Origin of the sequence: Deinococcus sp. NW-56 (assembly GCF_002953415.1) — a bacterium.
In the GTDB taxonomy this organism is placed as follows: domain Bacteria; phylum Deinococcota; class Deinococci; order Deinococcales; family Deinococcaceae; genus Deinococcus.
The window spans coordinates 1,210,551-1,235,372 of record NZ_CP026516.1 but is presented as its reverse complement, the minus strand read 5'-3'; the positions used below and the strand labels follow the sequence as shown (position 1 = coordinate 1,235,372).

Below are 24,822 nucleotides of genomic sequence, written 5' to 3'. Positions count from 1 at the left end.
CATGGCGCTGAACCACGACGTGAACCTGCTGGGCCGGACGCTGGGGCAGGTGCTCAGGGAGCAGGAGGGGGAAAGCTTTTTCGACCTCGTGGAGGAGGTGCGCCGCCTCGTGCGCGAGGTGCGGGCGGGGGGCGACGACCCGGACCTGCACACGCTGCTGGGAGAACTGGACGCGGGCACGGCGGCCAACCTCGTGCGGGCCTTTACCTGGTACTTCCAGCTTGTCAACCTCGCCGAGGAATACGAGCGGGTGCGGGTCCTGTCGGGGACGCAGGGAGTACGGCCTCAAAGCCTGGAGGGGGCACTGACCGAGCTGAAGGCGCAGGGCCTGAGTGCCGAGGACGCGGAGGCTCTGATCGGGCGGCTGAACCTCGGCCTGACCTTCACCGCCCACCCCACCGAGATGCGGCGGCGGACGGTGCGGCACCACCTCGTCGAGATCGCCCGCGCTCTGCCCGACCTGGAGCGTGAGGAGGCGCAGGAGGAGGTCGCCGCGCACGTCGAGGCGCTGTGGGGCACCCCCGAACTGCGGCGGCTGCGGCCCACCGTGCAGGACGAGGTCAAGGGCGGGCTGACCTACCTCACCTCCATCGCGCGGGCGCTGCCGGAGCTGCAGCGCGATCTCACCGGGGCCTTTCGGCGGGTGTACGGGCGGGAGACGGCGGCGAGCCTGCCGCTTTCCTTTTCTTCGTGGATGGGCGGCGACCGCGACGGCAACCCCTTCGTGACGCCGGAGGCCACCCGCGAGGCCCTGGCCCTGCACCGCGAGCGGGCACGCGAGCTGCTGCTGCCTGCCCTGCGCCGCGCCTACGCCGACCTCAGCCAGGAGGAGCTGGAGGACAGCGGCGGCACCTTCCGGACCGAGATTCAGGCCTTGTACGCGGAGGTGCAGGGTGGGACCGTCCCCGACCTCGTGCCCCGGCTGGAGGCGCTGCGGGAACGGCTCGTGGCGGAAGGGCAGCACCGCAGTGCCGGGCGGCTGCTCGCTCCCCTGCTGACGGTGGCGCGGGTGTTCGGCACCCACCTCGTGAGCCTGGATGTCCGCGAGCACAGCGGGCAGACGGAGGCGGCGGTGGCCCGGCTGCTGGCCGCCGCCGGGGTGGAGGCCGACTACCTGGCTCTGCCCGAACACGCCCGGCAGGAGGTCCTGACGCGCGAACTGCGCTCCCGCCGTCCGCTGTGGCCCGCTGGGGAGCCGCTGACATCCGAGCTGGAAACGGCGATCGGGCCGCTGCGCGAGGTGCGGGCCGCGATCCGGGTGAGCGGCCCCCGCGCCTTCGGGCGCTACGTGATCAGCATGGCCGAGAGCGTCAGCGACGTGCTGGAGCCGCTGCTGCTCGCGCGGGAGGTGGGGGTGCGGGTGCTGCCGGTGCCCCTCTTCGAGACGCTGGCCGACCTACGCCGCGCTCCGGGGATCGTCTGGGAGCTGCTGGCCCTGCCCGAGTACCGGGCGGTGCTGGGAAACGACGTGCAGGAGATCATGCTGGGCTACTCCGACTCCAACAAGGACGCGGGGTTCCTGGCCGCCAACTGGGCCTTGCACGAGGCGCAGCGGCAGCTCAGCGAGGTCTGCCGCCGGGCGGGGGTGCGCTGGCGCTTCTTCCACGGGCGCGGCACGTCCATCGGGCGGGGGGGCGGCCCGGCGTCGCGGGCGATTCTGGGGCAGCCCGCCGGGACCATTGACGCGGGGCTACGCCTCACCGAGCAGGGCGAGGCGCTGGCCGACAAGTACAGCCACCCGGTGCTGGCGCGGCGCAACTTGGAACAGGCCCTCTACGGGATGCTCCTCGCCGCCGCCCGCCCCGCCGCCGAGCCGCCCGCCGAGTGGACGGCGGCGCTGGGCCGCGCGGCAGAGGCGAGCGCCGCCGCCTACCGCGCCTTGGTGGACGACCCCGACTTCCTGCCCTTTTTCGAGGCCGTCACCCCCATCCACGAGATTTCGCGCCTGAACATCGCCTCGCGCCCGGTGCGGCGGCCCGGAGCGCCGACCTTGTCGAACCTCCGCGCGATTCCCTGGGTGATGAGCTGGACGCAAAACCGCGCCAACCTCCCCGGCTGGTACGGGTTGAGCGAGGGGCTGCGCGAGATCGGTCCCGAGCTGGCGGGCGCGATGTACCGGGACTGGCCCTTCTTCCGCTCGGTGCTGGACAACGCGCAGATGAGCCTCGCCAAGACGGACCTCCTGATCTTCGACGAGTACTTGCGCCTGACCGGAGGCAGCCCGCTCGCCGCACGGCTGAAGGACGCCTACGCGGAGACGGTGCGGCTGGTCGAGGAAGCCGTGGGGGCCGAGCTGCTGGCGAACGAGCCGAGGCTGCGCGAGAGCATCCGGCTGCGCAACCCCTATATCGACCCCATCCACCGCATCCAGGCCGAGCTGCTGCGCCGCGCCCGGGCGGAGGCAGAGGGCGAAGCGACCTTCGAGCGCCCGCTGTTGCTGAGCCTGCAGGGAATCGCGGCGGGGGTGCGGAATACGGGGTGAGGGGGGGCGGGGGTGGTCCACGCCCCCTCACCCAGTTGCTTTGCAACGCCCCTCCGCTTCGCGGCTCTACGAGTCACCTGCAGGGGGCGAGGGGTAAAACATGCTCTCGCAAAAGCCGTCTTTTTCCTGTGTCAGCCGTCCTCAGCGTTCCTACCTTGCGAGTCCACGTTCAAGGCAGACGAGCCGTTCGGCGCGTCCGCGCCGAGGCCTTTCCCTTGAGCGGCAGGATGGCGTGGAGGGGGAAACAGGCACGGGCTGAGCGGGCTGGAATATGGAGGGACGACCTTTGCCCAGCGCAGCGCCGCTCCCCTGCCCCCTCTGCTCCGCAGCTCTACGAGTCTGGGGGGAGGGGCTGGGGGTGGGGGCAAACCGAATCAAGATGCCCGGCTCAAAACACCCCCAGCAACCCAGCCAGGCCCCCCACACGCTACCCTCTCTCCATGCGCCCCCTCCCCCTCACCGCCCTGCTGCTGGCCTCGGCCGCAGCCGCCCAGACCGCCCCCGCCCTCCCCTCCTTCGAGGGCCAGATCATCTATCAGGTCATGCCCGACCGCTTTTTCGACGGCGACCAGACCAACAATGCGGGCGTGGACCGCGCCAGTCTCCGCGCGTGGCACGGCGGCGACCTGCCCGGCCTGACCGCCAAGCTGCCCTACATTCAGAAGCTCGGCGCGACGGCGGTGTGGCTCACGCCGGTCTACCGCCAGCAGACGGCCAATTCCTTCGACACGGCGGCCTATCACGGCTACTGGCCCGCCGACTTCCGCGATGTGGACCCCCACTTTGGCACCCTGGCCGATTTCGGCAAGTTCACGGCGGCGGCGAAGGCAGCGGGGATGCGCGTCGTGCTCGATCAGGTCATCAACCACTACGGGTACGAAGCGCCGACCGTGCGCCAGAAGCCTGCGTGGTTTAACGGGGAGGCTCAGTGCGCGGCCAGCCAGAACCGCGACGTGGACTGCCCCCTCTCCGGCCTGCCCGACCTGCGCCAGAGCAACCCGGAAGTGCGGCAGCTCCTGCTGGAGAACGCCGACTTCTGGCGGAAACAAGGCGTGGATGCGTTCCGCTACGACGCGATCAAGCATGTGGAGGGCGGCTTCCTGCGCGAGTTGCTGAACCGTGACCGCGCCGCCGGGACGTGGACGCTGGGCGAGTGGTATGACGCGGACACGGGCACGGTGGCCGACTGGCAGAAGGCGGGCTTCGACAGCCTCTTTCTCTTCAGCCTGCAAGGGGCGATGCGTCAGAGCGTGATGGGCAGCGCCAGCCTGACGAACGTGGCGAACGTGCTGGCCCGGCAGGACGAACTCGTGCGCCCCGGCGAGGTCGCGCTGTTCCTCGACAACCACGACGTGCCTCGCTTCGCGCAGGGCTCGCTCTTCGAGGACGAGGGGCAGGCCCGCACCCGCTACGGCCTGCGGGCGCTGATGACCCTCAAGGGAGTCCCGGTGATCTACCAGGGCACCGAGATCGCCATGCGCGGGGGGGGCGACCCCGACAACCGCCGCTCCATGCGCTTCGAGAACGAGTGGACTCCCGCCGAGCGCGAGGTGTTCGGGGCCGCCCAGGGCGCGATTGCGGCCCGCAAGGCCAGCCGGGCGCTGAGCGTGGGCAGCCAGACGCTGCTGCCCGTCCCCGCCCGTCTGGAGGACGACCTGCTGCTCCTCGTGCGCCAGAGCGGACAGGAGCGCGTGCTGGCCGCCTGGCACGGGGGCCGCGAGCGCCGGACGTACTCCATCCGGCTGAGTACCCTGGGGTTGGGGGGCGGCACCCAGGCCGTGACCCGCAGCCTGTACGCCGGGCAGGACGCCAAGGTCAGCGTGAGCGGGGGCTGGCTGCACCTCAGCCTGCCGGGGCGGGACGCGGCGGCCTTCACGCTGGCGCTGAAGTAGGCGCGAGGCTAGGCCCAAACGCCTAAGCCTGCGCCGCTGCACTACCATGCAGCGCGATGCGTTCTCCCCTGCCCCGCGCCGTCCTGACCCGCCTGGAAACCGGGCGACTGGTGGTGCTGAGCGTGCTGCTGGGCGGGCTGGTGGGAGCACTGTGCGTGGGGCTGCGACTGCTGCTGGAGCGGGTGCTGGAGGCGGGCGCGTGGCTCACCGGCTTCTCGCCCCCCGGCACCCCCGGCGAGGGCGGGCTGCTGATGGCCTTCGGCGAGGCGCTGCCGTGGGGCCTGCTCGCGCTTCCGCTGATGGGGGCCGCCTACGTCTGGCTGATTCCGCGCGAGGACGGTGACCCGCTGAACCAACTCGTGCGGGGTGCCCACACGCGGGGCGACGCGCCGACCCTGTCCACGCACCTGCGGACGCTGGCGGCCACGCTGCTGGGCCACGGGGCCGGGCTGCTGGTGGGCCGGGACGCGCCCTACACGGTGCTGGGGGGACTGGGAGCGTGGCTGCTCGGGCGGGCCACCCGGCTGGACGCGGTGGAGACGCGCAGCCTGACCCTGGCGGGAGCGGCGGCAGGCCTGGGCGCCGTGCTGCACGCGCCCCTGGCGGCGGCGGTCCTCGTGGCCGAGGTACTCTACCGCCGTTTCGAGTTCGAGTTCGAGGTGCTGATGCCCTGCGTGCTGGCCTCGGTCGCGGCGTATGCGGTGTACGGGCTGGCCTTCGGCTTCCTGCCGCTGCTGAGCGTGCCGGAGGTGGGCGTGCCCACGCTCGCGGGGGTGGGGCCGCTCGTCGGGGTGGCGCTGGCCGTCACGCTGCTGGGGTGGACGGCGCTGCTGGTCTGCCGCAGCGTACCCGACGCCTGGACGCGGGGCCACCGGCGGGTGGCGCTGGGCGCGGCCTTCGGGCTGCTCACAGCGGCGCTCGCATTCTGGGCCTCCCCCGCCGTCCTGGGCGACGGCACCGGCTGGGCACAGGTGGGCCTCTCGGGCTTTCTGGGCGAGGAAGCGCTGGGCGAGGGCGCGTGGCGCTGGCTGCTGCTGGCGCTGGGGGCACGGCTGGCCTTTGGCGGCGGGGTCCTCCCGTCGGTGGGGGTGGGCGGGCTGCTGGGCGTGGGGCTGGGCTCCGTGCTGGGGGCTGACCCTACCCTGGCCGCGCTCGTGGGCATCGTGGCCTTCGTGACCGTCACGCTGAACGCGCCCCTCGCCGCCGCGCTGCTGGTGGTCGCCTGGGGCGGGGACGCGCTGCTGCCCGCCGCCCTCGTGACCGCCGGGCTGGCCCACGCCCTGAGCGGCGAAACGGGCCTGTTGCCCGCGCAGCTGCGCTCCCGCGCCCAGAGTCCCGCGCCCCTGCCCGTGCTGCTGCCGGGCGCGGGAGCCGTCACGATTCGCCGCGCTCCCGCTGCCCCGGCTCCCCTGCTGCCCCTGCACGCCGCCCCGCCCGAGGAAGCCGAGACGGGCCTGGCCCCCCTGGAGTCCGAGCAGGAACTCTACCGCCGCCCGGTGCCGCGCAGCTGGGCGGGCGCCCGGCTCTCGGTGCTCTCGCTGCCCCCCGGCGTGGAGGTCGTGGGCGTGGTGCGCGGCGGCGCCGTGCGGGTGCCGCGTCCCCAGATGCGCCTGACCGCCGACGACGAGCTGGTCTTCCTGGCCCGGCCCGACGCTTACGCCGCCCTGGAGGGTGTGCTGCGGCTGCCGGGAGTCTGAGCCTCCACTGCCTGCACAGAGGCTTCGGCTTCAGCCATCTGGCTGAGCGCCGATCCAGGCACGCTCCCCCATAATGCCCCGGTGACTGCCGCCCCGCCCCCTTCCCGCGCTCCCTGGACTCCCAACGAACGGCTCGGCATCCTCAACGGCTGGCTGGTGTCGGTGGGCGACGGCTTTCTGAGCGTGTCGGTGGTGGTCGCGGGCTTCGCGGCGCGGCTGGGGGCGCCCAATTTCGTGATCGGCCTGCTGCCCGCCATCGCGGGGGGCGGGTGGATGCTGCCGCAACTGCTCGTCGCCGCACGGGTGCGGCCCCTGGCCTACAAGCTGCCCGTGTACCGCTCGGCCGCGCTGGTGCGGCTGCTGACGTATCTGGCGATGGTGGTGGTCGCGGCGACGCTGGCCGACCGCCCGGCCCTGTGCCTGACCCTCTTCGTGTTGGCGATGATGGTCAACGCGCTGGCGTCGGGGGTGGCGGGCCTGCCCTTTCTGGAGGTCGTCAGCAAGACGGTTCCGCCCGAGCGCCGCCCAAACTTTTTCGCCACCCGCAACCTGTGGGGTGGGCTGCTCGCGTTCGGAGCAGGGCTGGCGGTGCGCGGCATCCTGGGATCGGACCTCGCCTTTCCCTACAACTACGCGCTGCTGTTCCTGCTGGGGACCATCGCCTTCACGGTGGGCTACGGCGTGTTCGGGCGGGTGGAGGAGCCGCCCGACGAGCCGCTTCCGCCCGGCAACCTGCGCGACGAGCTGCGGGCGATTCCGCAGACGCTGGGGGACGGGCACTTCCGGGCTTTCTTGCAGGTGCGGCTGCTGCTGGCGGCGGCGAGCATGGCCGAGCCGTTTTACGCCGTGTACGCGTTGCGCGACCTGCACTACCCGGCGGCCACCCTGGGGACCTTCGTGATGGCGCTGACCGGGGCCGCGCCCCTTTCCAACCTGCTGTGGCGCCGGGTGGCCGAACGCAAGGGCTCACGGCGCATCATCCGCTATGCCAGCGTCAGCGCGGGCCTCGCGCCGCTCACGGCCCTTGCGGTGGGGGCGCTGGGGCTGCCCAGCCTCGCCTACCTGCTGGTCTTCGTGCTCTCCAGCGTGGCGCTGCAAGGCTTCAACCTCGGCCACACCAACCACCTGCTGAACATCTCGCCGCCCGAGTCGCGCAGCCGCTACATCGGCACCCTCAACACGCTGGTGGGCGCCGCCCTCTTCGCTCCGGTCGCCGGTGGGCTGCTCGCGGATGCGGCAGGCTACGCGGCGGTCTTCGTGCTGAGTGCGGCCCTGTACGGGGCGGCGTGGTGGGCGTGCGGGCGGCTGCGGCGGGATGCTTAAGGGCTGTCGGCGTTCAGCGGTCAGCCATCAGCGAAAAGGGCTGAAAGCTGACAGCTGACGGCTGGCCGCCCCTCAGTGCCCCAGAATCTTGCTCAGAAACACCCGCGCCCGCTCGTGCTGGGGGTTGGTGTAAAAGGCTTCCGGCGTGGTGTCCTCCACGATCTGCCCGGCGTCGAAAAAGAGGATGCGGTCGGCCACCTCGCGGGCAAAGCCCATCTCGTGCGTGACGACCAGCATGGTCATGCCCGAGCGGGCGAGTTCCTTCATCACGTCGAGCACCTCCTTGATCATCTCGGGGTCGAGCGCCGAGGTCGGCTCGTCAAAGAGCATCACGCGGGGGTCCATCGCCAGGGCGCGGGCGATGGCGACGCGCTGCTGCTGCCCGCCGGAGAGCTGCGCGGGGAACTTGCCCGCTTGCTCCTCGATCCCGACCCGGCGCAGGAGGTCCAGGGCACGCTGCTGAGCCTCGGCCTTGCTCGTGCGCCGCACGCGGGTGGGGGCGAGGGTCACGTTGTCGAGCACGGTGAGGTGCGGAAAGAGGTTAAAGGACTGAAACACCATCCCGACCTCGCGCCGCACCGCGTCGAGATTGCGGGCACCTTGCAGGGGAATGCCGTCCACGACGATGCTCCCCTGATCGTGGGGGTCGAGCGCATTCAAGGTGCGGATAAAGGTGCTCTTGCCGCTGCCCGAAGGCCCGATCACCACGACCACTTCGCCGGGCTGCACGGTCACGCTGACCCCGCGCAGGGCGTGGAAGGCGCCGAAATGCTTGTGCACGTCTTGCGCGACGATGATGGGCTCAGGGGAAGAAGCGGGCTGGGTCATGCGGGCAGTGTAGCGGGGGCGGTGGGCCGGGAAGCCGCCGGGCACCCTTACCCGGTGCTAAGCTGCCCGCACACCCCCTTTCACAGCGGGGGCTGCTCCCAGCGGCGCAGCCCCCCACGAGGAGACCCCATGAAGCACCGCAACCGACTGCTGACCGCCGCCGTCCTGGGCACCGCGGCCCTCGCCGCCGCGCAGGGCACCACCTTCCTGACCATCGGGTCCGGGGCCACCACCGGGGTGTACTTCCCGGTCGCCACCGGCATGGCGAAGCTGATCACCGACGCGAACACGGGCGTCCGCGCCAACGCCCGCTCGACGGGCGGCAGCGTCTTCAACATGACGGCGCTGGGCACCGGGGAACTCGACGCGGCCGTTACCCAGAACGACGTCGCCTACTACGCCTACCGGGGGACCGGCCTGCAAGCCTTCCAGGGCAAGGCGAACAGCAAGATCCGCACGATGGCCGTCCTTTACCCCGAGGTGCTGCACGTGGTCGCCCGCAAGGACGCCCGCATCAACTCCATCGCTGACCTGAAGGGCAAGCGGGTCGTGATCGGGGACCTCGGCTCGGGCACCGAGCAGACGGCGCGGCAGGTGCTGGAGGCCTACGGGCTGAACTTCGACGATCTCGGGCAGGCGCTGCGGGTCTCGCCCGCGCAGGGCATCACGCTGATGCAGGACAAGCGGGCCGACGCGCTCTTCTACACGGTCGGCGTGGGTGCCAGCGCCATCAGCCAGATCGCGCAGACGGTGGACATCAAGATGGTACCGGTGTCGGGTAACCAGGCTGCCGCGCTGATCAAGAAGTACCCCTTCTACGTGCGCTACAACGTGCCCGCCCGCTCCTACAAGGGCGTGGGCGCGACCGTCCCCAGCGTGGCGGTGCAGGCGACCCTGGTGACGACCTCCGACGTGTCGGCCGATGCCGTCTACAAGGCGATGCGGGCTGCCTTCGGCAACGAGGAGGCGCTCAAGGCGCTGCACCCCACCCTCGCGCAGAACTTCTCCTACGCCAAGGCGGTCAAGGGGCTGCCCGCGCCGCTGCACCCCGGCGCCGTGCGCTTCTTCCGCGAGAAGGGCGTCAACGTCCGCTAACCCTTTCCCCTGGGGCCAGCCGCCCGATTCAATGCGGCTGGCCCTTCCCTTTCCTGATGAAATGAGGAGCCTATGAGTGACCCCACGAGGCCGATCTCGACCGATCCGGCGCTGGAATTGACGGAGGGCGAACGCCGCGCCCTGGAGATCGTGGAGGCGAACGAGACGGGCGGGCGGCAACTGTTCGGCTTTTCCAAGCTGCTGGTGACCCTGATCGCGCTGGCGTGGTGCGGCTTTCAGATGTACGCCGCGCAGGTCGGCACGGTGGACACCCTGCTGCTGCGGGCCACGCACCTCGCCTTCGCCTTCGCGCTGGCCTACCTGGTCTTCACCCCGCGCAAGACGCCGGGGCACGCGCAGCGGGGGGTGCCCTGGTACGACTGGATGCTGGGAGCGGGGGCGGTGGCGACAACCGTCTACCTGATCACCCAGTACCCCACCATCGCCAACGTGCAGGGCGGGGCGCTTAACCCGACCGACGTGTGGGTGGGGAGTGCCTTGATCGTGCTCTTGCTGCTCGCGGCGTGGCGCACGGTCGGGATCGCCATGCCCATCGTGGCGAGCGTATTCATGCTCTACGCGCTGACCGGGCCACGCGGCCTGATCCGGGGCGACCTGGGGCCGCAGCTTCAGCTCCACGCGGGGCAGACGTGGCCGCAGGTGGTGGGGCAACTGTTCGCCAACACCGAGGGCATCTTCGGCACCGCCATCGGGGTGTCGGCGCAGATCGTCTTTCTGTTCGTGCTGTTCGGGGCGATCTTCGACAAGCTCGGCGCGGGCGAGTGGTTCATGAACGTGGCCCAGGGGCTGCTGGGCGGCTTCCGGGGCGGCCCGGCCAAGGCCAGCGTGCTGAGCAGTGCGCTGAACGGCATCATCAGCGGCTCGTCGGTCAGCAACGTGGTCACGGGCGGCAACATCACCATCGGCACGATGAAGCGGGTGGGGTACTCGGCCGAGAAAGCCGGGGCCATTGAGGTCGCCAGTTCCAGCAACGGCCAACTGATGCCTCCGGTGATGGGCGCGGCGGCCTTCATCATGGCGAGCAACCTCAACATCGAGTACCGCACGCTGATCCTCGCGGCGGCAATTCCCGCCTTCCTGTGCTACGGGGCGCTGCTGGTGGTCACGCACATCGAGGCGCTCAAGCTGGGGCTGCGCGGCCTTCCGAAGGAGGAACTGCCCTCGGTGCGCCGCACCATGCGGGCAGGCTGGTACTACCTGATTCCGCTCGTCTACCTGATCGGCACGCTGACCATCAATCCAGAAGCCACCCCCGAACGGGTCGCGCTGAATACCATCTTCCTGATGATCGGCATGCTGCTGGTGCAGGAGGCCTGGCGGGGGCGGCAGGACGGACGCGGGGTCGGCCACGGCCTGCTGGACGGCGGCAAGCGGCTGGTCGAGGCGGCGGAGAGCGGCGCCCGCTCCATGATCGGCATCGCCATCGCCACGGCCGCCGCCGGAATCATCGTCGGCATCGTGACCATCACCGGGCTGGGCTTCGGACTGGCCGACATCGTGGAGACGGTGAGCGGGGCGTTCCGGGGGCTGTTCACGGCGCTCGGGGGCCTGCTGCCCGGCGTGGAGACGGCCTCGGTCGTGACGGTCGGGACCATGCTGGTGGTGCTGCTGATGGCGCAACTGATCGCGCTGATCCTGGGCATGGGCCTGCCCACCACCGCCAACTACATCCTGATGAGTGCGCTGATCGTGCCCATCATCGCCCGCATCGCGGGGCTGGACACGAGCAACCCGGCGCAGATGCTCCCGGTCCACATGTTCGTCTTCTACTTCGGGATCATGGCGGACTCGACGCCCCCGGTCGCGCTGGCCGCCTTCGCCGCCGCCGCGATCTCGGGGGGGAATCCGGTGGCGACGGGCGTACAGGCCTTTCAGTACGAGTTGCGGACGGCGCTGCTGGCCTACATGATGTTCTTCAACCCGTCACTGCTGCTGATCGCGAATAACCGCCTCGGCGGGCTGCCCTGGACTGAGGCGGTGCCGATGATCCTCTTCGCGTTCCTGGGGCTGGTGGCCTTCAGCGCCGCCACTCTGCGCTACCTGCACCGCCGCACGAACCCCGTGCAGACGCTGGCGCTGCTGGCCGCCTCCTTCATCCTGATCATCCCCACCGCGCTGGTCTGGAACCTCGCGGCGCTGGCCCTGATCGCCGGGGTGTACTTCTGGCAGAAGGCCGGGAGCCGGAACGAGCCGCCGGGGGTGGCGGTGGCGTAAGGGAGTCGCCCAGCAGAAAGCCCCCAGCGCACAGGCTGGGGGCTTTCTGCTGACGACTGGGGAGGCCCTACCGCGTCGCGATTTTCACCCGCTTCTCCAGTTGGTCGGTGAACAGCGTCATCACGGTCGTCAGGGCGAGGTATACGCAGGCCACGGTGGTCAGCACCGGGATGGGCTGAAAGGTTTCGCTGGAGACGCGGTTTCCCGCCAGGGTCAGCTCCAGCAGCGCGATGGATGACGCCAGCGACGAGTCCTTGAGCAGCGCCACGAGGTTGTTGACGAGGGGCGGCACCACCACTCGCATCGCCTGGGGCAGCACCACCGTCTGCATCGTCTGCCCGCCGCTGAGACCCAGCGAGCGGGCGGCTTCGGTCTGCCCACGCGGAATCGCCAGAATCCCGGCGCGGACCACCTCCGCGTTGTAGGCCCCGACATTGAGCGACAGCGCGATCACCGCCGACCAGAACTCGTTGAGCTCCAGATCGATGCCGATGCCCTGGAGAATCAGCGGCAGCGCGTTGTAGACGAAGAGGATCTGCACCAGCAGCGGCGTGCCGCGAATCAGCCAGATAAAGAGGCTGGCGGGCGCCCGCACGATCCACAGGGCGCTCGTGCGCATGATTCCGGCCAGGATGCCGACGAGCAGGCCGATCAGCCCACTCACCACCGTGAGTTGCAGGGTGACCCTCGCCCCCTCCACGAAGAGGTCCGCGCGGGGGCCGATGGGGTCGGGCATCTGGCGCAGGATCAGGGTGATGACGTAAAAGAGCAGCAGGAAGGCCGCCGCCGCCCCGACCACCCAGCCCAGCAGGGCCAGCCCCCCCAGGGGCTTGCGGGTGGGAGCGGTCACGCGGCGCTCCGGCGCAGATCAGCCCACGCGGGCGCCAAGGAATGAAGCACCTGTTGCATTCCGCGATGATGCCACAGCCACAGGCTGCCCAAGCGGCCCGCACGTCAAGGGGAGGCGAGCCGAGCGGCCCCCTCCCCCGCGCACCGCCGCCAGACTTACCGGCAGCGCACGTCCTGCCCGAAGTACTTCTGGCTCAGCTTGGCGTAGGTGCCGTTCTGCTGCGCCTTGGCGAGTGCGGCATTCAGTTCCTTCAGGAGACTGCTGTTGCCCTTTTTGACGGCCATCGCCACGCGCTCGTTGAACAGCAGGTCGCCCTGCTTGACCTTGCCCTTCTGCGCCTTGACGAGGTCGATGCCGGTGAACTTGTCGCCCACCCAGGCGTCCACCCGGCCCGCCATCAGCGCGGCCTGCGCGGCGGTGTCGGTAGGGTAGGTCTTGACCTCGCCCACACCGGGCACCTTGCGGACATTTTCGAGGTAGGTGGTGCCCACCTGCACGCCGACCCGCTTGCCCTTCAGGGCGGCTGCTGTCATCGGGCCGCCCGGCTTGGCGACGATGGCCCCGCCCGTGCAGTAGTGGGGGTTGGCGAAGTCCACGGCCTTGGCCCGCTCGGGGTTGATGCCGTGGCTGGCGATCACGAAGTCGTAGCGGTCCTGGTTCAGCCCGATCAAGAGGTTGTCGAAGGGCTGGGTGGTCCACTCGACCTTCAGCCCGAGCTGCTTGGCGAGGGCCTCGGCGAGTTCGACCTCGAAGCCCGTGAGCTGCTTGCCCTTCAGGACGTTGAAGGGCGGGAAAGCCCCCTCGGTGGCGACCTTGATGGTGCCGGACTTCTTGATGTCGGCCCAGGTGCGGGCTTCGGCGCTGGCGGCAAGCAGGGCGAGGGCGGTCAGGGTCAGCAGGGCTCGTTTCATGGATGGACCTCCGGGAAACACTGGGGATGCTGCGGCCTACTCTAGCGTTTCTCTATGAAGAGAATGCGGCGTAAGCCAGGTGATTGAAAGCCGAAACACCCCACCCACCTCCCATCTGGAAGGTGTGAGGTGCCTCGGCCTCCTGTGCAATCAGTCCTTCGTGGAAATCACCGTGACGGTGGGTGCAGCCGAGCTGATCTGGGTGCCCTGCGAGGCCATGGCGGCAGGCGCAGGCGTGCCCATCTGCCCCTGCCCGGTCGCCGGGTACTCGTAGCCCAGGCCCTGGGTGTCGGCCTGACCGCGCTTGCCCGTCGGGGTGCCCCGGTCAATGGCAAGTTCAGTCTCGTGGTCGAAGGCGTGCAGGCGGGTCTGGTCGATCAGCAGGTCGATGTCGTCGCCCACTTCGAGGGGTGCCTGGCCCTCCACCTTGGCGGTGAGATGCTGGCCCTGCACGTCGATCACGAGGTCGGTCTGGGCGCCCAGCGGCTCCACGACCACGACCTGCCCGCGCAGCACGTTCTGGCCGTGCGGAAGGTCGCTGTGGCCCATCACGCCGACATGCTCGGGGCGAATGCCCAGGTGAACCTCGCGGCCTTCGTAGGCCCGCAGGCTCTGGGCGAGGCGGCCCATCGCGGCCACGCGGCTCCCGCCGATCACGAAGTCGCCTCCCTCGACCCGCGCGGTCAGGAAGTTCATGGAGGGGCTGCCGATAAACCCGGCCACGAACTTGTTCTGCGGGAAGTCGTAGAGGTTCATCGGCGTGTCGACCTGCATGATCACGCCGTCGCGCATCACCACGATGCGGTTGCCGAGCGTCATCGCCTCGACCTGATCGTGGGTCACGTAGACGATGGTGGCTCCCAGGCGGCGGTGAAGCTGGCTGATCTGCGAACGCATCTCCACGCGCAGCTTGGCGTCGAGGTTGGACAGCGGCTCGTCCATCAGGAACACGGACGGCTCGCGCACGATGGCGCGGCCCATCGCCACGCGCTGACGCTGCCCGCCCGAGAGTTCCTTGGGCTTGCGCCCCAGCAGGTGCTCGATCTGCAGGATGCGGGCCGCGTCGCGCACCCGGCGGTCGATCTCGTCGCGCGGCGTCTTGCGGAGCTTGAGGCCAAAGGCCATGTTCTCGTAGACGTTCATGTGCGGGTACAGCGCGTAGTTCTGAAACACCATCGCGATGTCGCGGTCCTTGGGGGGCACGTCGTTGACCACGCGCCCGCCGATGCTCAGCACGCCGCTGCTGATGTCTTCGAGCCCCGCGATCATCCGCAGCGTGGTGGACTTGCCGCAGCCCGACGGCCCCACGAACACCATGAACTCGCGGTCCTCGATGTGGAGGTTGAAGTCTTTCACCGCGTGATGCTTGGTGCCGTAGCGCTTGTTGATGTTCTCCAGAACGACTTCTGCCATGACGCTCTTCTCCTTACGCCCCTGCTCTCGCCCGTGAGTGTGCTGCTCTGTGGGTCAGGGCAGCGGGTCGGGCGACCGGGGTTCGCCTAGAACCTGGGTGAACGCTGACGCGGAAACGGACAGGGGTAGTGTACTCCGGGCGAGGCGGAATCGTGACAGGAGCGTCATGGAATGGGGTATGACAGGGTATGTCTTCGCCCAAGCGCACCCAGGGAGACCAGTGGGCCGAGGCTTGGCCCACGGTCGCAGGGTCGCTGCTCTATCTGGCGTCAAGCGTTCTGAGTACCTCACCGGGCTTTGCCTGGGATGTTTGGGGTCCGTCAGGGCAAATTCTGGGCCTGGGGTTGATGACCTGGGGAGCGGGCCGGAACATCCGGCGGCAGAGGAAGCACCCAGCTCTGGCCATCATTCTTTGGGGGCTTTTCGGTCTGGCGACCTGCTTCTTTCTGTCCGCCATCTGGTACGCCTGGCAGGCGGAGCTGCTGCGGCGCGGCGCGGGAGGTTGACGCGGTGTCCCTCTCCCGGCCCTGGCTCTGGCTGATTGCCCTTCTCGCCGCCTTCGTCTTTGCCCGCTCCAGCCCGCAGGCACAGCTTCCAGGCTCGGTCCTCATGTCGGGGATGATCACGCTCTATTTCGCCGTTCACGTCTGGGCACTCTGGCGGGCCAGGGCGCGGTTCCTGGCCCTCGTCATGACGGTCGCGTGCTTGCTCATGCTCTACGCGACTGCCGACCTGCTCGCCCTAGCGCTCGGCTGGAGCTGAACAACGACAAGGGCGGCCTCCCAACCGGAAGCCGCCCGCTTCGCTCTGCTCAGACTCTCGTTTACGCCGCGCCCTGAGCCCCGAACTGCATTCGGAAGATGTACTTCGTGACCTCGCCCTTGAGGGTGTCGATCATGTCGTTGAACATGTTCGTGGCCTCGAATTTGTACTCGGTGAAGGGGTCCCGCTGGCCGTACCCGCGCAGGCCGATGCCCTGGCGCAGCACGTCCATCGCATGGAGGTGCTCCTTCCAGTGCTGGTCGACAAGTTGCAGCAGCACGTAGCGCGAGAGGCTGTTGAGCATGGTGGGGCTCAGCTCGTCCTTGCGGGCGTCGAAGGCGTCGGCCACCGCTTCCAACAGGTGTGCGTGGGCGGCGTCGGGGTTCATGCCGCGCATCGCCTCAAAGTCGTAGGTCTCCAGTTGCGGCACCGCGTCGACCATGTTGGTCCGCAGGGTGTCGAGGTCCCAGCTCTCAGGGGCCTGATCGAGGGGCGCGTAGTAGGCGAGCTGCATTTCCGCGAAGTCCGCGATCATGCCCTCGGTCGACTCCTCGACATCCTCGTCGCTGCCCAGCAGGACCTCGCGGCGCTGGGCATAGATGGTGTCGCGCTGTACGCTCATCACGTTGTCGAACTCTAGCAGTTGCTTGCGGATGCCGAAGTTGCGGTCCTCCACGCGGGCCTGCGCCTTTTCGATGGCCCCGGTGACCATCTTGGCCTCGATGGGCTGGGAGTCGTCCATTCCCAGGCGGTCCATCATGGCGACCACGCGGTCGTTGGCAAAGAGGCGCATCAGGTCGTCCTCGAAGGAGACGTAAAAGCGGCTGGAGCCGGGGTCGCCCTGACGCCCGGCGCGGCCCCGGAGCTGGTTGTCGATGCGGCGGGACTCGTGGCGCTCGGTGCCGATGATGTGCAGCCCGCCCAGTTCCTGCACCCGCTGGCGGTCGGCCACGGTGTCGCTCTGGAGCTGCTGCGCCTGCCGGATAAAGTCGGGCACCATACCGGGAATCGCCATGCCGAGGCGCTCGGCTTCCGGGTCCCCCCGGCTGATCGCCTTGATAAAGGCCTCGGCCTCGGGGGCAAAGCGGCTGATGCCGAAGTTCTGCTCGATGGCCTCGCCCAGGATGAATTCGGCGTTGCCCCCCAGCATGATGTCGGTGCCGCGCCCCGCCATGTTGGTGGCGATGGTGACGGTCCCGCTGCGGCCCGCCTGCGCGATGATGCTGGCCTCCTGCGCCTCGAACTTGGCGTTCAGGACGGCGTGCTGAATTCCGGCCTGCGAGAGCAGCGCACTGAGCTGCTCGCTGGTGTCGATGCTGGCGGTGCCGATCAGGATCGGGCGGCCCGTGGCGTGCATCTCCTGCACCTCGTTCACGACGGCGGCGTACTTGCCCATACGGGTGCGGTAGACGAGGTCGTCGGCGTCCTTGCGCAGGATGGGGCGGTTGGTGGGGATCACCAGCACGTCCGAGCCGTAGATGTCGAGGAACTCCTTTTCCTCGGTCTTGGCGGTACCGGTCATCCCGGCGAACTTGCCATACAGGCGGAAGAAGTTCTGGTAGGTGATCGTGGCGAGCGTCTGGTTCTCGTTCTCAATCTTGACGCCTTCTTTGGCCTCGATCGCCTGGTGCAGCCCCTCGCCGTAGCGGCGGCCCGGCATGGAGCGGCCGGTGAACTCGTCGATGATGACGACCTCGCCTTCCTCGTTGACGATGTAGTCCTTCTCGCGGTGGTACAGCTCCTTGGCGCGGATCGCCTGCACGATCATGTGCGCCTTGTCCATGTTCTCGGGGCTGTAGAGGTCGCCCAGCGAGAGCAGCCGCTCGATCTTGGTGATGCCCTGTTCGGTGAGGTGAACCTGCTTGCCCTTTTCCTCAATGGTGTAGTCGCCGGTCGGCTCGGCCCGCTTGCCGGGTTCGGCGGGTTCGCCCTTCTGGAGGCGGCGAATCAGTTTGGCAAAGAGATAGTACTGGTCGGTGGCTTTTTCGGCCGCGCCCGAGATGATCAGTGGGGTGCGGGCCTCGTCGATCAGGATGGAGTCCACCTCGTCCACGATCGCAAAATTCAGGGGTGTATCGGCCCGCAGCGAGAGCTGCTCGCGGCTTTGCGCCATGTTGTCGCGCAGGTAGTCGAAGCCCAGCTCCGAGTTGGTGACGTAGGTGATGTCGCAGGCGTAGGCGGCCTGCTTCTGCGCGGGCTGGAGGTCGCGGCTCGCGAGGCCCACCGTCAGGCCCAGCGTGCGGTACAGCAGCCCCATCTCCTCCATGCCCACGCGGGCGAGGTAGTCGTTCACGGTGACGAGGTGACAGCCCTTGCCCTCCAGCGCGTTCAAGGCGAGGGCCAGCGTCGCCACCAGCGTCTTGCCCTCACCGGTGCGCATCTCCGCGATGCGGCCCTGGTGCAGCGCGGCCCCGCCGATAAGCTGCACGTCGTAGTGCCGCTTGCCGATGGAGCGGCGGCCCGCCTCCCGAATCAGGGCAAAGGCCGGAACGATCACGTCGTCGAGGGTCTCGCCGCCCTCCTGCACGCGCTTTCGCAGCGCCATAAAGGCTTCTGCGAGGTTCTCGATTTTCTGGGTTTCTTCTTCCAGCGCGTTGACGGGCTGCACGATCGTCTTCACGATTCGCGCCACGTCGCGCTGGTTGTTATCAAACACTTTGTTCAGGACACGGAACATGACACGCGAGTATAGCGCGTGGGCCGTACGCCCATCGCCAGAGTTCAGTAAGTTGAGTGTAAGAAAGTTGAGCGGTCTAGACTCAGGCGTTCGCCAGCGGCGCGTAGGCGACCGCCCCCTCGGACAGGGGGCTGGGGGGGCGCCCCGCCCGCAACGCCGCCGCGCCTGCGAGCGCGATCATCGCGCCGTTGTCGGTGTTCAGGCCCTGGCCGGGAAAGACGGCCCGGACGGGACTGGCCGCGAACGCCTCGCGCAGGGCGCGGTTGGCGGCGACCCCGCCCGACACCACCACCGTGTCCCGGCCGTGGGCCTTGGCCGCCCGCAACGTCGTCTTCAGCAGGAAGCTCACCGCCGCCCGCTCGAAGCCCGCCGCGAGGTCTTCGGGTTTGGCTCCGGCGCGGTGGGCGAGCAGCGCCGCCGTCTTCAGGCCGCTGAAGGAGAAGTCGAAGCCCTTTTGCCCCTTGAGCGGTTCCTTGAAGGGCACCGCCTCCGGGTCGCCGCGCCGGGCCGCCTCGCTGATGGCGGGACCGCCGGGGTAGCCCAGCCCCGCGAGCCGGGCGATCTTGTCGAAGGCCTCGCCCGCCGCGTCGTCGCGGGTGGCCCCGACCAGCACGTATTCGCCCTCACGCGGCACGTCGAAGAGATGGGTGTGTCCACCTGACACTACCAGCGCGAGGTACGGGGGGCGCAACTCGGCTTCCGACGCCGCCGCGAAGATATGGCCCTCCAGGTGGTGCGCGGCGTAGAAGGGCACGCCCAGCGCCTGCGCCAGCCCCTTGCCGTACATCAGCCCGACGAGGAGCGCTCCCACCAGACCGGGGCCGGAGGTCGCCGCCACCACGTCCACGTCCCCTACCGCCAGTCCGGCCTCGGCCAGCGCGTCCCCGGTCACCGCGTCGATACGCTCGACATGCTCGCGGCTGGCGAGTTCGGGCATCACGCCGCCGTAGCTGGCGTGAATCGTCTGCGACCAGACCCGGTTGGCGAGCACCCGCACCCCGCCATCTGGCGCGAGTTCCACCACGCCCACCCCCGTGTCGTCGCAGGAGGTGTCGATACCGAGGATGCGGGTGGGGCGGCCATTCATCGCGGGGGAGGATAGCAGGGGGCGGCGGGGGCGCACCGCCGCCGGGGTCACCAGGCCCGTGGGTCGTGCCCGGCTTCCTCCGCGAGTAGCCACAGCGAGCGCCCCTGCCGGGTGGCTTCGGCCTGGGCGTCGAGCAGCACGCTCTCCAGTTGCGGGCCGAGTTGACGCTGGCGGGCACGGAAAGCGGAATAGTCGGTGAGCAGGATGGCGAAGCGCTCCGGCCGCGCCTCCGGGTCGGTCAGCACGTCGTAGAGCGCGTCCCAGTTGCGCCCGAAGTTCTCGGTGAGGGCCAGACCGCGCAGGAAGGCCAGCATCAAGCTGTCCTTGTCGCGTACCTCGGTGAAATTGACCTCGCGCAGCGCCACCTGATGCCCGGCAGCCAGGATGCGCGGGTCGTGGGGAGCGGTCTGGATGCCCTGCGGCGGTGCCTGAAAGACGTTGATCATGGGGCGATCCGCCGGAAGGACGAGTAGTGGTCGGCGGTGTAGTAGCACTCGGCGGTCGGCGGCTCGCGCTCGGCGCAGACGATTCGCCGCGCTCCCCGGTCGTCCTCGCCGGGAGTGGGCACGGTGTATTCGCGGTAGGTGCCCTGGGGCTGCTGAGGCAGCAGGCGCTCACGGTTGCCGAACACGCTGCCGTCCTTGCGGTAGGGGAAGGGGCCGTCCGAGGCGATCAGGCTGAGGGTGCGCCGTCCCTCGGGGGGCAGAGCGGCGACCTCGATCCAGGGCAGGCCGCTGACCGGGTCACGGGCGGGCCGGGCCGGGGCGCGGGTCTGGGCGGCCACCGGCTCCCCGCCCGTCTGCGGGCCGGAGGCAGGCACGTCGCAGCCGCCTAGCACGGCGGCGGCCAGCAGGGCACCCAGAGGCAGGAGACGGCGCAGGCTCACGTCCCGGAGTGTAGGGCAGCCTGTCCACCCGGTTCCTTGAGCGTTCCCTGTTCGTCCAGCCACCCCAGCAGGTCCGGGAGGAGCGGGGTCAGCCCCTTGTACGCGACCTGCTCCGGCGTCATGGAGCGCAGCGCGGCGGCAAGCGGCCGGGCCTGCTCCGGGGTGGCGACTGCCCCCCGCAGCGGGTACACGTAAGGCCGGATGGTGAACAGCGCCCCGTGCGCGGGCGGAAAGCCCGTCAGTGTCTGCCGTTCGACCCGCAGGAAGGCGCGATTAGGGTCGAAGCGTGTCTCCCCCGCCCGGTCCTCGTCGGGCAGCGCGACGGGGTGGTGGTCGAGGCGGTCACTCATGGCGACGCCCCAGGCGAAGCGCACGAAGGGGCCACGGGTGATCACGGCCTCCACCAGCCGGGGCGCAGTCGCGTTCATCGGCCCGCTTCCGGCGACTGGGGTATGGACGGCCACGAAGTCCCGCCCCAGCTTGTCGCGCGGGTCCCAGTGCTGCGGCGAGAGGACGTGCGCGGCGGCCAGCCAGTCGCGCCCCTCCTGCGGGTCGCGGGCGATCACGGCGAGATCCTCGGGAGCATTCAGGCCCAGGAAATCCAGCGCCGTCAGGGGCGTCACCCCGGCGACGAGGGAAGCCAGGGGAGCCCCAAAGCGGGTCAGCCCCTCCACGCTCCCCCACCGCAGGCCGAGGTCGGCGCCCCAGCCCAGCGCCCGGTTGGTGAAGCGCCGCCCGTCCCAGGTCATCACGCCCCCGCTCTCGGCGGCGAGGGTGCGGGCGACGAACGCCAGCGTGGCTTCCCGCAGCTCCGGCGTCAGGCCCGCCTCACCCGCGTACTCGTGCAGGGCACGGCGGTGCGCGGCGACCTTGCTGGCGACGAAGCGGGCGTAATCACGGTCGAGCGCGAAGGTATGGCCCTCCACCTGCCCATCCTCTCGCCAGGGCACCGACTGGGCGCCCAGCCGAAACAAACCCGCCGACACGCGGTACACCCCCTCCATAAAGGGGCGGTAGACGGTCGGCGGGTGGGAGAACACAAATTGATTGTGCTACAGCCGCCCGGCCCCCACCAGCAGCAGGATGACCACGCCCACGATCACTCTGTACACCGCGAAGCCCTTGAAATTGTTGGTGGACACAAATTTCAGCAGCCAGCCGATGGCGAGGTAGGCCACCGCAAAAGAGGTCGCCGCGCCCAGCAGCACGTTCAGCAGGCCGATTTCCCCGAAGATCACCTCGCGGTCCTGAATCAGGTTCAGCAGGGCCGCGCCGCCCAGGGTAGGCACGCCGAGGTAAAAGCTGAACTTGGTCGCCGTGGGTCGGTCGAGGCCCAGCACCATGCCGCCCAGGATGGAACTTGCGGAGCGCGAGAAGCCCGGCCACAGCAGCGCGAGACATTGCAGCACGCCGATCAGCAGGGACTTGCGGACCCCGATCTCCTCGATGGCATGCACGTCGGGCTGCACCCGGCGGCTCTCGATCAGCCACATCAACACGCCGCCCACGATCAAGGCCCACGCCACCACGGCCGGGTTGAACAGGTTCTCCTGAATCATGTCCCCCAGCAGCAGGCCCAGCACCACCGCCGGAATCGTGGCGACCAGCACGCCGGTCCAGAGGGTCTGCTGCTCACGGTCCTGACCGATATGCCGCACCTTCAGAAAATCCCGCCAGTAGTACACCAGTACGCTCAGGATCGCGCCGCCCTGAATGACGACCTCGAAGGCGTCCTTCACTTCCTTGGGCCACGGCACCCCCATCAGGTTCCCGGTGAGGATGAGGTGCCCGGTCGAGCTGATGGGGAGGAACTCGGTGATGCCCTCGACGATCCCGTAAATGATGGCGTAGAACCAATCCATGTCCGGGGGAGGGTAGCACCCGCCACCACCTGCTCAGATCATCCCAAAGGTGAAGGCCCAGAATGGGGCCGTGCCCTTCGCCGCCTTTCTGCGCCGCTGGAACCTCGTGCCCGACGGCGATCCCATCCCTACCCACAGCAGTGACCTGCTCCCCGTACGGTTTGAGGGACAGCCCGCCATGCTCAAGGTCGCGCGGGTGGACGAGGAACGGGTCGGCCACCGCCTGATGGTCTGGTTCAGCGGCGAGGGGGCAGCCCGCGTGCTGCGCCACCACGAAGAGAGCATCCTGCTGGAACGGGTCGAAGGCGACCGCTCCCTGACCGAGATGGTACGGGCCGGGAGGGACGACGAGGCGAGCCGGGTGCTGTGCGGGGTCGTCCGGCAACTCCACACGACCCGACCGCAGCCGTGGCCCGAGCTGACACCCCTGACCCGCTGGTTTCGCTCGTTGGAAGAGGCGGCACCCCGATATGGCGGCCTGTTCACGCTGTCTCTGGCGACGGCTCGCGCCCTCCTCGCCCACCCGCAGGACGTGCGCCCTCTTCACGGCGACATTCACCACGGCAATGTCCTGCACAGCCGGGAGCGGGGCTGGCTGGCGATCGACCCCAAGGGGCTGATCGGGGAGCGGGGCTTCGACTATGCGAACATTTTCTGCAATCCTGGCCTGGAGTTCGCTGCCACCCCAGGCCGCCTCGCCCGCCAGTCGTTCATCGTGGCCGAGGCGGCAGAGCTGGACCGCAGGCGCCTTTTGCAGTGGATTCTTGCCTATGCCGGACTCTCCGCTGCGTGGCATCTGGAGGACGGAGAGGAGGGGCAGGTGCGGCGGACTCTGACGGTCGCCTCGCTTGCCGCCGCTGAGCTGCACGCTTAATTGTCTGCTACACTCTTCGTTTGGGTGCCCCCGTGACCCCTGCCCACCCACGCTGGAACGTCGTGGATGCGCCTGGCCGCAAGAACGTCTCAGAGACGGAAGGCTGGCACGAGGACGGCAAACTTTTCCCACCAACGTTCAGGAGTCCACATGTCGTACATCTCCATGAAGCAACTGCTCGAAGCGGGCGTGCACTTCGGGCACGAGACCAAGCGCTGGAACCCCAAGTTCAAGCGCTTCATCTTCGCCGAGCGCAACGGCATCTTCATCATCGACCTGCAAAAGACCCTCAAGCAGATCGACCGCTCCTTTGACTACATCAAGGACCTCTCCGAGCGCGGCGGCGTGATCCTCTTCGTCGGCACCAAGAAGCAGGCGCAGGAGATCGTGGAACTCGAAGCCCGCCGCACCGGAATGCCCTTTGTCACCAGCCGCTGGCTCGGCGGCATGCTGACCAACTTCAAGACGATGCGCACCCGCATCGACCGCCTGAACGAACTCGACGACCTGTTCGAGTCCGGGCGCATCAACGACCGCCCCAAGGCCGAGCGTATCCAGCTCGGTTCCGAGCGCGAGCGCCTGCTGCGCTTTGTGGGCGGCATCCGCAAGATGACCCGCCTGCCCGACGCGATCTTCGTGGTGGACCCCACCAAGGAAGTCATCGCCGTGCAGGAGGCCAACAAGCTCGGGATCCCCGTGATCGCGCTGGCCGACACCGACAGTGACCCCGATGTCATCGACTACATCGTGCCCGGCAACGACGACGCCATCCGCTCGATTCAGCTCATCACCCACCGCGTCGGTGACCTGATCGTGGAGGCCCGTGGCGGCGGCGAGGACGTGTCCGGCGGGCGCGTGGAAGAGGGCAACGCCGACATCGACGCGGCCGAGCAGGGCGAAGAGGGCGACACCAGCCAGCTCACCTCGACCCAGGGCCGCGCGGGCTGAGCCGGAGGCTCACCGCAGCACCGGGGGCGTTCAGGGCAAGGCTCGGTCCGCCCCCTTCTCAGAACAGCCAATCCACTCCCAGGAGGTCCACACCATGATGGAATCGATCAAGAAGCTGCGCGAACTGACCGGCGCGGGCATGATGGACGTGAAAAAGGCCCTGGCCGACGCGGGCAACGACGAGGACAAGGCCGTCGCCCTGCTGCGCGAGCGCGGCATCGTGAAGGCCGCCAAGAAGGCCGACCGTGAAGCCAAGGAAGGCCTCGTGAAGTTCGTCGTGGACGGCAACCGCGCCGCCATCGTCGAGGTGAACTCGGAGACGGACTTCGTGGCCCGCAACTCGGACTTCCAGGCGCTCGTCGAGCAACTCGCGCAGGCCGCGCTGAAGGCCGGGACCAACGACGTGGAGGAGTTCAAGAACTTCACGCTGGAGAGCGGCGACACCGTGGCGAACACCGTCGCGGCGGCGGCGGGCAAGATCGGGGAGAACCTCGTCCTGAACCGCGTGGCCTACGTCGAGGGCGACACGGTCGCTGGGTACGTCCACTCCAACGGCAAGATCGGCGTGCTCGTCGACCTCGCGGGTGGCGACACCCAGAAGGCCAAGGACGTGGCGCTGCACGTGGCCGCCGAGCGTCCCCAGTACCTCACCCGTGACGAGGTGAACCAGGAAGACATCGAGAAGGAGCGCGAGATCCTCACCAACAAGGCGCTCAACGAGGGCAAGCCCCAGCAGATCGTGGACAAGATCGTCTCCGGACAGATCGGCAAGTTCTACGAGGAAAAGGTGCTGCCCGAGCAGAAGTTCGTCAAGGACCAGAGCCTCACGGTCTCGAAGTACCTGGACGGTGCCCAGATCAAGCGCTTCGTGCGCTTCGAGATCGGCGCGTAAAGGTGACAGGGGGCGGCCACACAGAGCCGCCCTTCTTCTGCACCTGTTTGCACCTGTTCACGGGCCGCTTCTGCTGCTTTTGCCTCCCCACGCCCAGCGGCCCTCCCC

Annotated in this window: 20 protein-coding genes; 10 read left to right on the top strand and 10 right to left on the bottom strand. The window is 69.0% G+C overall.

Annotation, left to right across the window (positions count from 1 at the left end; all coding sequences use genetic code 11):
• Position 1: 1 nt before the first annotated feature.
• The 4 genes from C3K08_RS06190 to C3K08_RS06175 all read left to right on the top strand — a co-directional run bounded on the left by C3K08_RS06190 (position 2) and on the right by C3K08_RS06175 (position 7,394).
• On the top strand, positions 2-2,482 hold the full coding sequence (locus C3K08_RS06190) for a phosphoenolpyruvate carboxylase (protein WP_104990514.1): 2,481 nt from the start codon (positions 2-4) through the stop codon (positions 2,480-2,482).
• A 440-nt stretch (positions 2,483-2,922) separates the two neighbouring features.
• Positions 2,923-4,374 (top strand): alpha-amylase family glycosyl hydrolase, encoded by a 1,452-nt coding sequence (locus C3K08_RS06185; RefSeq protein WP_104990513.1) that lies wholly within the window; start codon positions 2,923-2,925, stop codon positions 4,372-4,374.
• A gap of 56 nt (positions 4,375-4,430) precedes the next feature.
• A complete protein-coding gene (locus C3K08_RS06180) occupies positions 4,431-6,071 on the top strand; it encodes a chloride channel protein (RefSeq protein ID WP_104990512.1) in 1,641 nt (546 codons plus the stop codon).
• Between the two features lie 81 nt (positions 6,072-6,152).
• Positions 6,153-7,394, top strand: a complete 1,242-nt coding sequence (locus tag C3K08_RS06175; protein ID WP_234009195.1) for an MFS transporter — start codon at positions 6,153-6,155, stop codon at positions 7,392-7,394.
• 72 nt (positions 7,395-7,466) lie between these two features.
• Here C3K08_RS06175 and C3K08_RS06170 read toward each other — a convergent pair whose 3' ends face one another.
• Positions 7,467-8,222 carry an amino acid ABC transporter ATP-binding protein gene (locus C3K08_RS06170; RefSeq protein WP_104990511.1) on the bottom strand — a complete coding sequence of 252 codons (756 nt, stop codon included), beginning with the start codon at positions 8,220-8,222 and terminating at the stop codon, positions 7,467-7,469.
• Positions 8,223-8,351: 129 nt separating this feature from the next.
• Here C3K08_RS06170 and C3K08_RS06165 point away from each other — a divergent pair, with 129 nt between their 5' ends.
• Both C3K08_RS06165 and C3K08_RS06160 read left to right on the top strand, forming a co-directional pair.
• Positions 8,352-9,317 carry a TAXI family TRAP transporter solute-binding subunit gene (locus C3K08_RS06165; RefSeq protein ID WP_104990510.1) on the top strand — a complete coding sequence of 322 codons (966 nt, stop codon included), beginning with the start codon at positions 8,352-8,354 and terminating at the stop codon, positions 9,315-9,317.
• Positions 9,318-9,389: 72 nt separating this feature from the next.
• Positions 9,390-11,552: a TRAP transporter permease gene (locus C3K08_RS06160; RefSeq protein ID WP_104990509.1), complete on the top strand. Its 2,163-nt coding sequence runs from the start codon at positions 9,390-9,392 to the stop codon at positions 11,550-11,552.
• Positions 11,553-11,619: 67 nt separating this feature from the next.
• Here the strand turns inward: C3K08_RS06160 and C3K08_RS06155 are convergent, their stop codons facing one another.
• The 3 genes from C3K08_RS06155 to C3K08_RS06145 all read right to left on the bottom strand — a co-directional run bounded on the left by C3K08_RS06155 (position 11,620) and on the right by C3K08_RS06145 (position 14,726).
• Entirely contained in the window at positions 11,620-12,402 is a 783-nt protein-coding gene (locus C3K08_RS06155; protein WP_104990508.1) for an amino acid ABC transporter permease, read from the bottom strand.
• A gap of 155 nt (positions 12,403-12,557) precedes the next feature.
• The gene (locus tag C3K08_RS06150) at positions 12,558-13,313 is read right to left on the bottom strand and encodes an ABC transporter substrate-binding protein (protein ID WP_104990507.1); all 756 of its coding nucleotides are present in this window, start codon (positions 13,311-13,313) and stop codon (positions 12,558-12,560) included.
• A gap of 150 nt (positions 13,314-13,463) precedes the next feature.
• Positions 13,464-14,726 (bottom strand): ABC transporter ATP-binding protein, encoded by a 1,263-nt coding sequence (locus C3K08_RS06145; RefSeq protein WP_104990506.1) that lies wholly within the window; start codon positions 14,724-14,726, stop codon positions 13,464-13,466.
• A 510-nt stretch (positions 14,727-15,236) separates the two neighbouring features.
• Here C3K08_RS06145 and C3K08_RS06140 point away from each other — a divergent pair.
• A complete protein-coding gene (locus C3K08_RS06140) occupies positions 15,237-15,488 on the top strand; it encodes a hypothetical protein (RefSeq protein WP_104990505.1) in 252 nt (83 codons plus the stop codon).
• 61 nt (positions 15,489-15,549) lie between these two features.
• On the opposite strand, the gene secA is transcribed toward C3K08_RS06140, so the two are convergent.
• The 6 genes from secA to C3K08_RS06110 all read right to left on the bottom strand — a co-directional run bounded on the left by secA (position 15,550) and on the right by C3K08_RS06110 (position 22,000).
• Positions 15,550-18,165, bottom strand: coding sequence for a preprotein translocase subunit SecA (secA, locus tag C3K08_RS06135; protein WP_104990504.1), 2,616 nt, complete (start codon positions 18,163-18,165; stop codon positions 15,550-15,552).
• An 82-nt stretch (positions 18,166-18,247) separates the two neighbouring features.
• Entirely contained in the window at positions 18,248-19,252 is a 1,005-nt protein-coding gene (gene tsaD, locus C3K08_RS06130; protein WP_104990503.1) for a tRNA (adenosine(37)-N6)-threonylcarbamoyltransferase complex transferase subunit TsaD, read from the bottom strand.
• Between the two features lie 47 nt (positions 19,253-19,299).
• Positions 19,300-19,698: a barstar family protein gene (locus C3K08_RS06125; RefSeq protein ID WP_104990502.1), complete on the bottom strand. Its 399-nt coding sequence runs from the start codon at positions 19,696-19,698 to the stop codon at positions 19,300-19,302.
• Positions 19,695-20,138: a ribonuclease domain-containing protein gene (locus tag C3K08_RS06120; RefSeq protein WP_234009194.1), complete on the bottom strand. Its 444-nt coding sequence runs from the start codon at positions 20,136-20,138 to the stop codon at positions 19,695-19,697. Before C3K08_RS06120 ends, C3K08_RS06125 begins: the two co-directional genes overlap by 4 nt.
• A complete protein-coding gene (locus C3K08_RS06115; protein WP_234009193.1) occupies positions 20,135-21,178 on the bottom strand; it encodes a heme-dependent oxidative N-demethylase subunit alpha family protein in 1,044 nt (347 codons plus the stop codon). Before C3K08_RS06115 ends, C3K08_RS06120 begins: the two co-directional genes overlap by 4 nt.
• Positions 21,179-21,190: 12 nt before the next feature.
• On the bottom strand, positions 21,191-22,000 hold the full coding sequence (locus tag C3K08_RS06110; RefSeq protein WP_104990501.1) for an undecaprenyl-diphosphate phosphatase: 810 nt from the start codon (positions 21,998-22,000) through the stop codon (positions 21,191-21,193).
• Between the two features lie 70 nt (positions 22,001-22,070).
• On the opposite strand from C3K08_RS06110, the gene C3K08_RS06105 reads away from it, so the two are divergent.
• The 3 genes from C3K08_RS06105 to tsf all read left to right on the top strand — a co-directional run bounded on the left by C3K08_RS06105 (position 22,071) and on the right by tsf (position 24,714).
• Positions 22,071-22,874: an aminoglycoside phosphotransferase family protein gene (locus C3K08_RS06105; protein WP_104991945.1), complete on the top strand. Its 804-nt coding sequence runs from the start codon at positions 22,071-22,073 to the stop codon at positions 22,872-22,874.
• A 150-nt stretch (positions 22,875-23,024) separates the two neighbouring features.
• Positions 23,025-23,822, top strand: coding sequence for a 30S ribosomal protein S2 (gene rpsB / locus C3K08_RS06100; protein WP_104990500.1), 798 nt, complete (start codon positions 23,025-23,027; stop codon positions 23,820-23,822).
• A 94-nt stretch (positions 23,823-23,916) separates the two neighbouring features.
• Positions 23,917-24,714 carry a translation elongation factor Ts gene (gene tsf / locus C3K08_RS06095; RefSeq protein ID WP_104990499.1) on the top strand — a complete coding sequence of 266 codons (798 nt, stop codon included), beginning with the start codon at positions 23,917-23,919 and terminating at the stop codon, positions 24,712-24,714.
• The last annotated feature ends 108 nt before the right edge of the window (positions 24,715-24,822 follow it).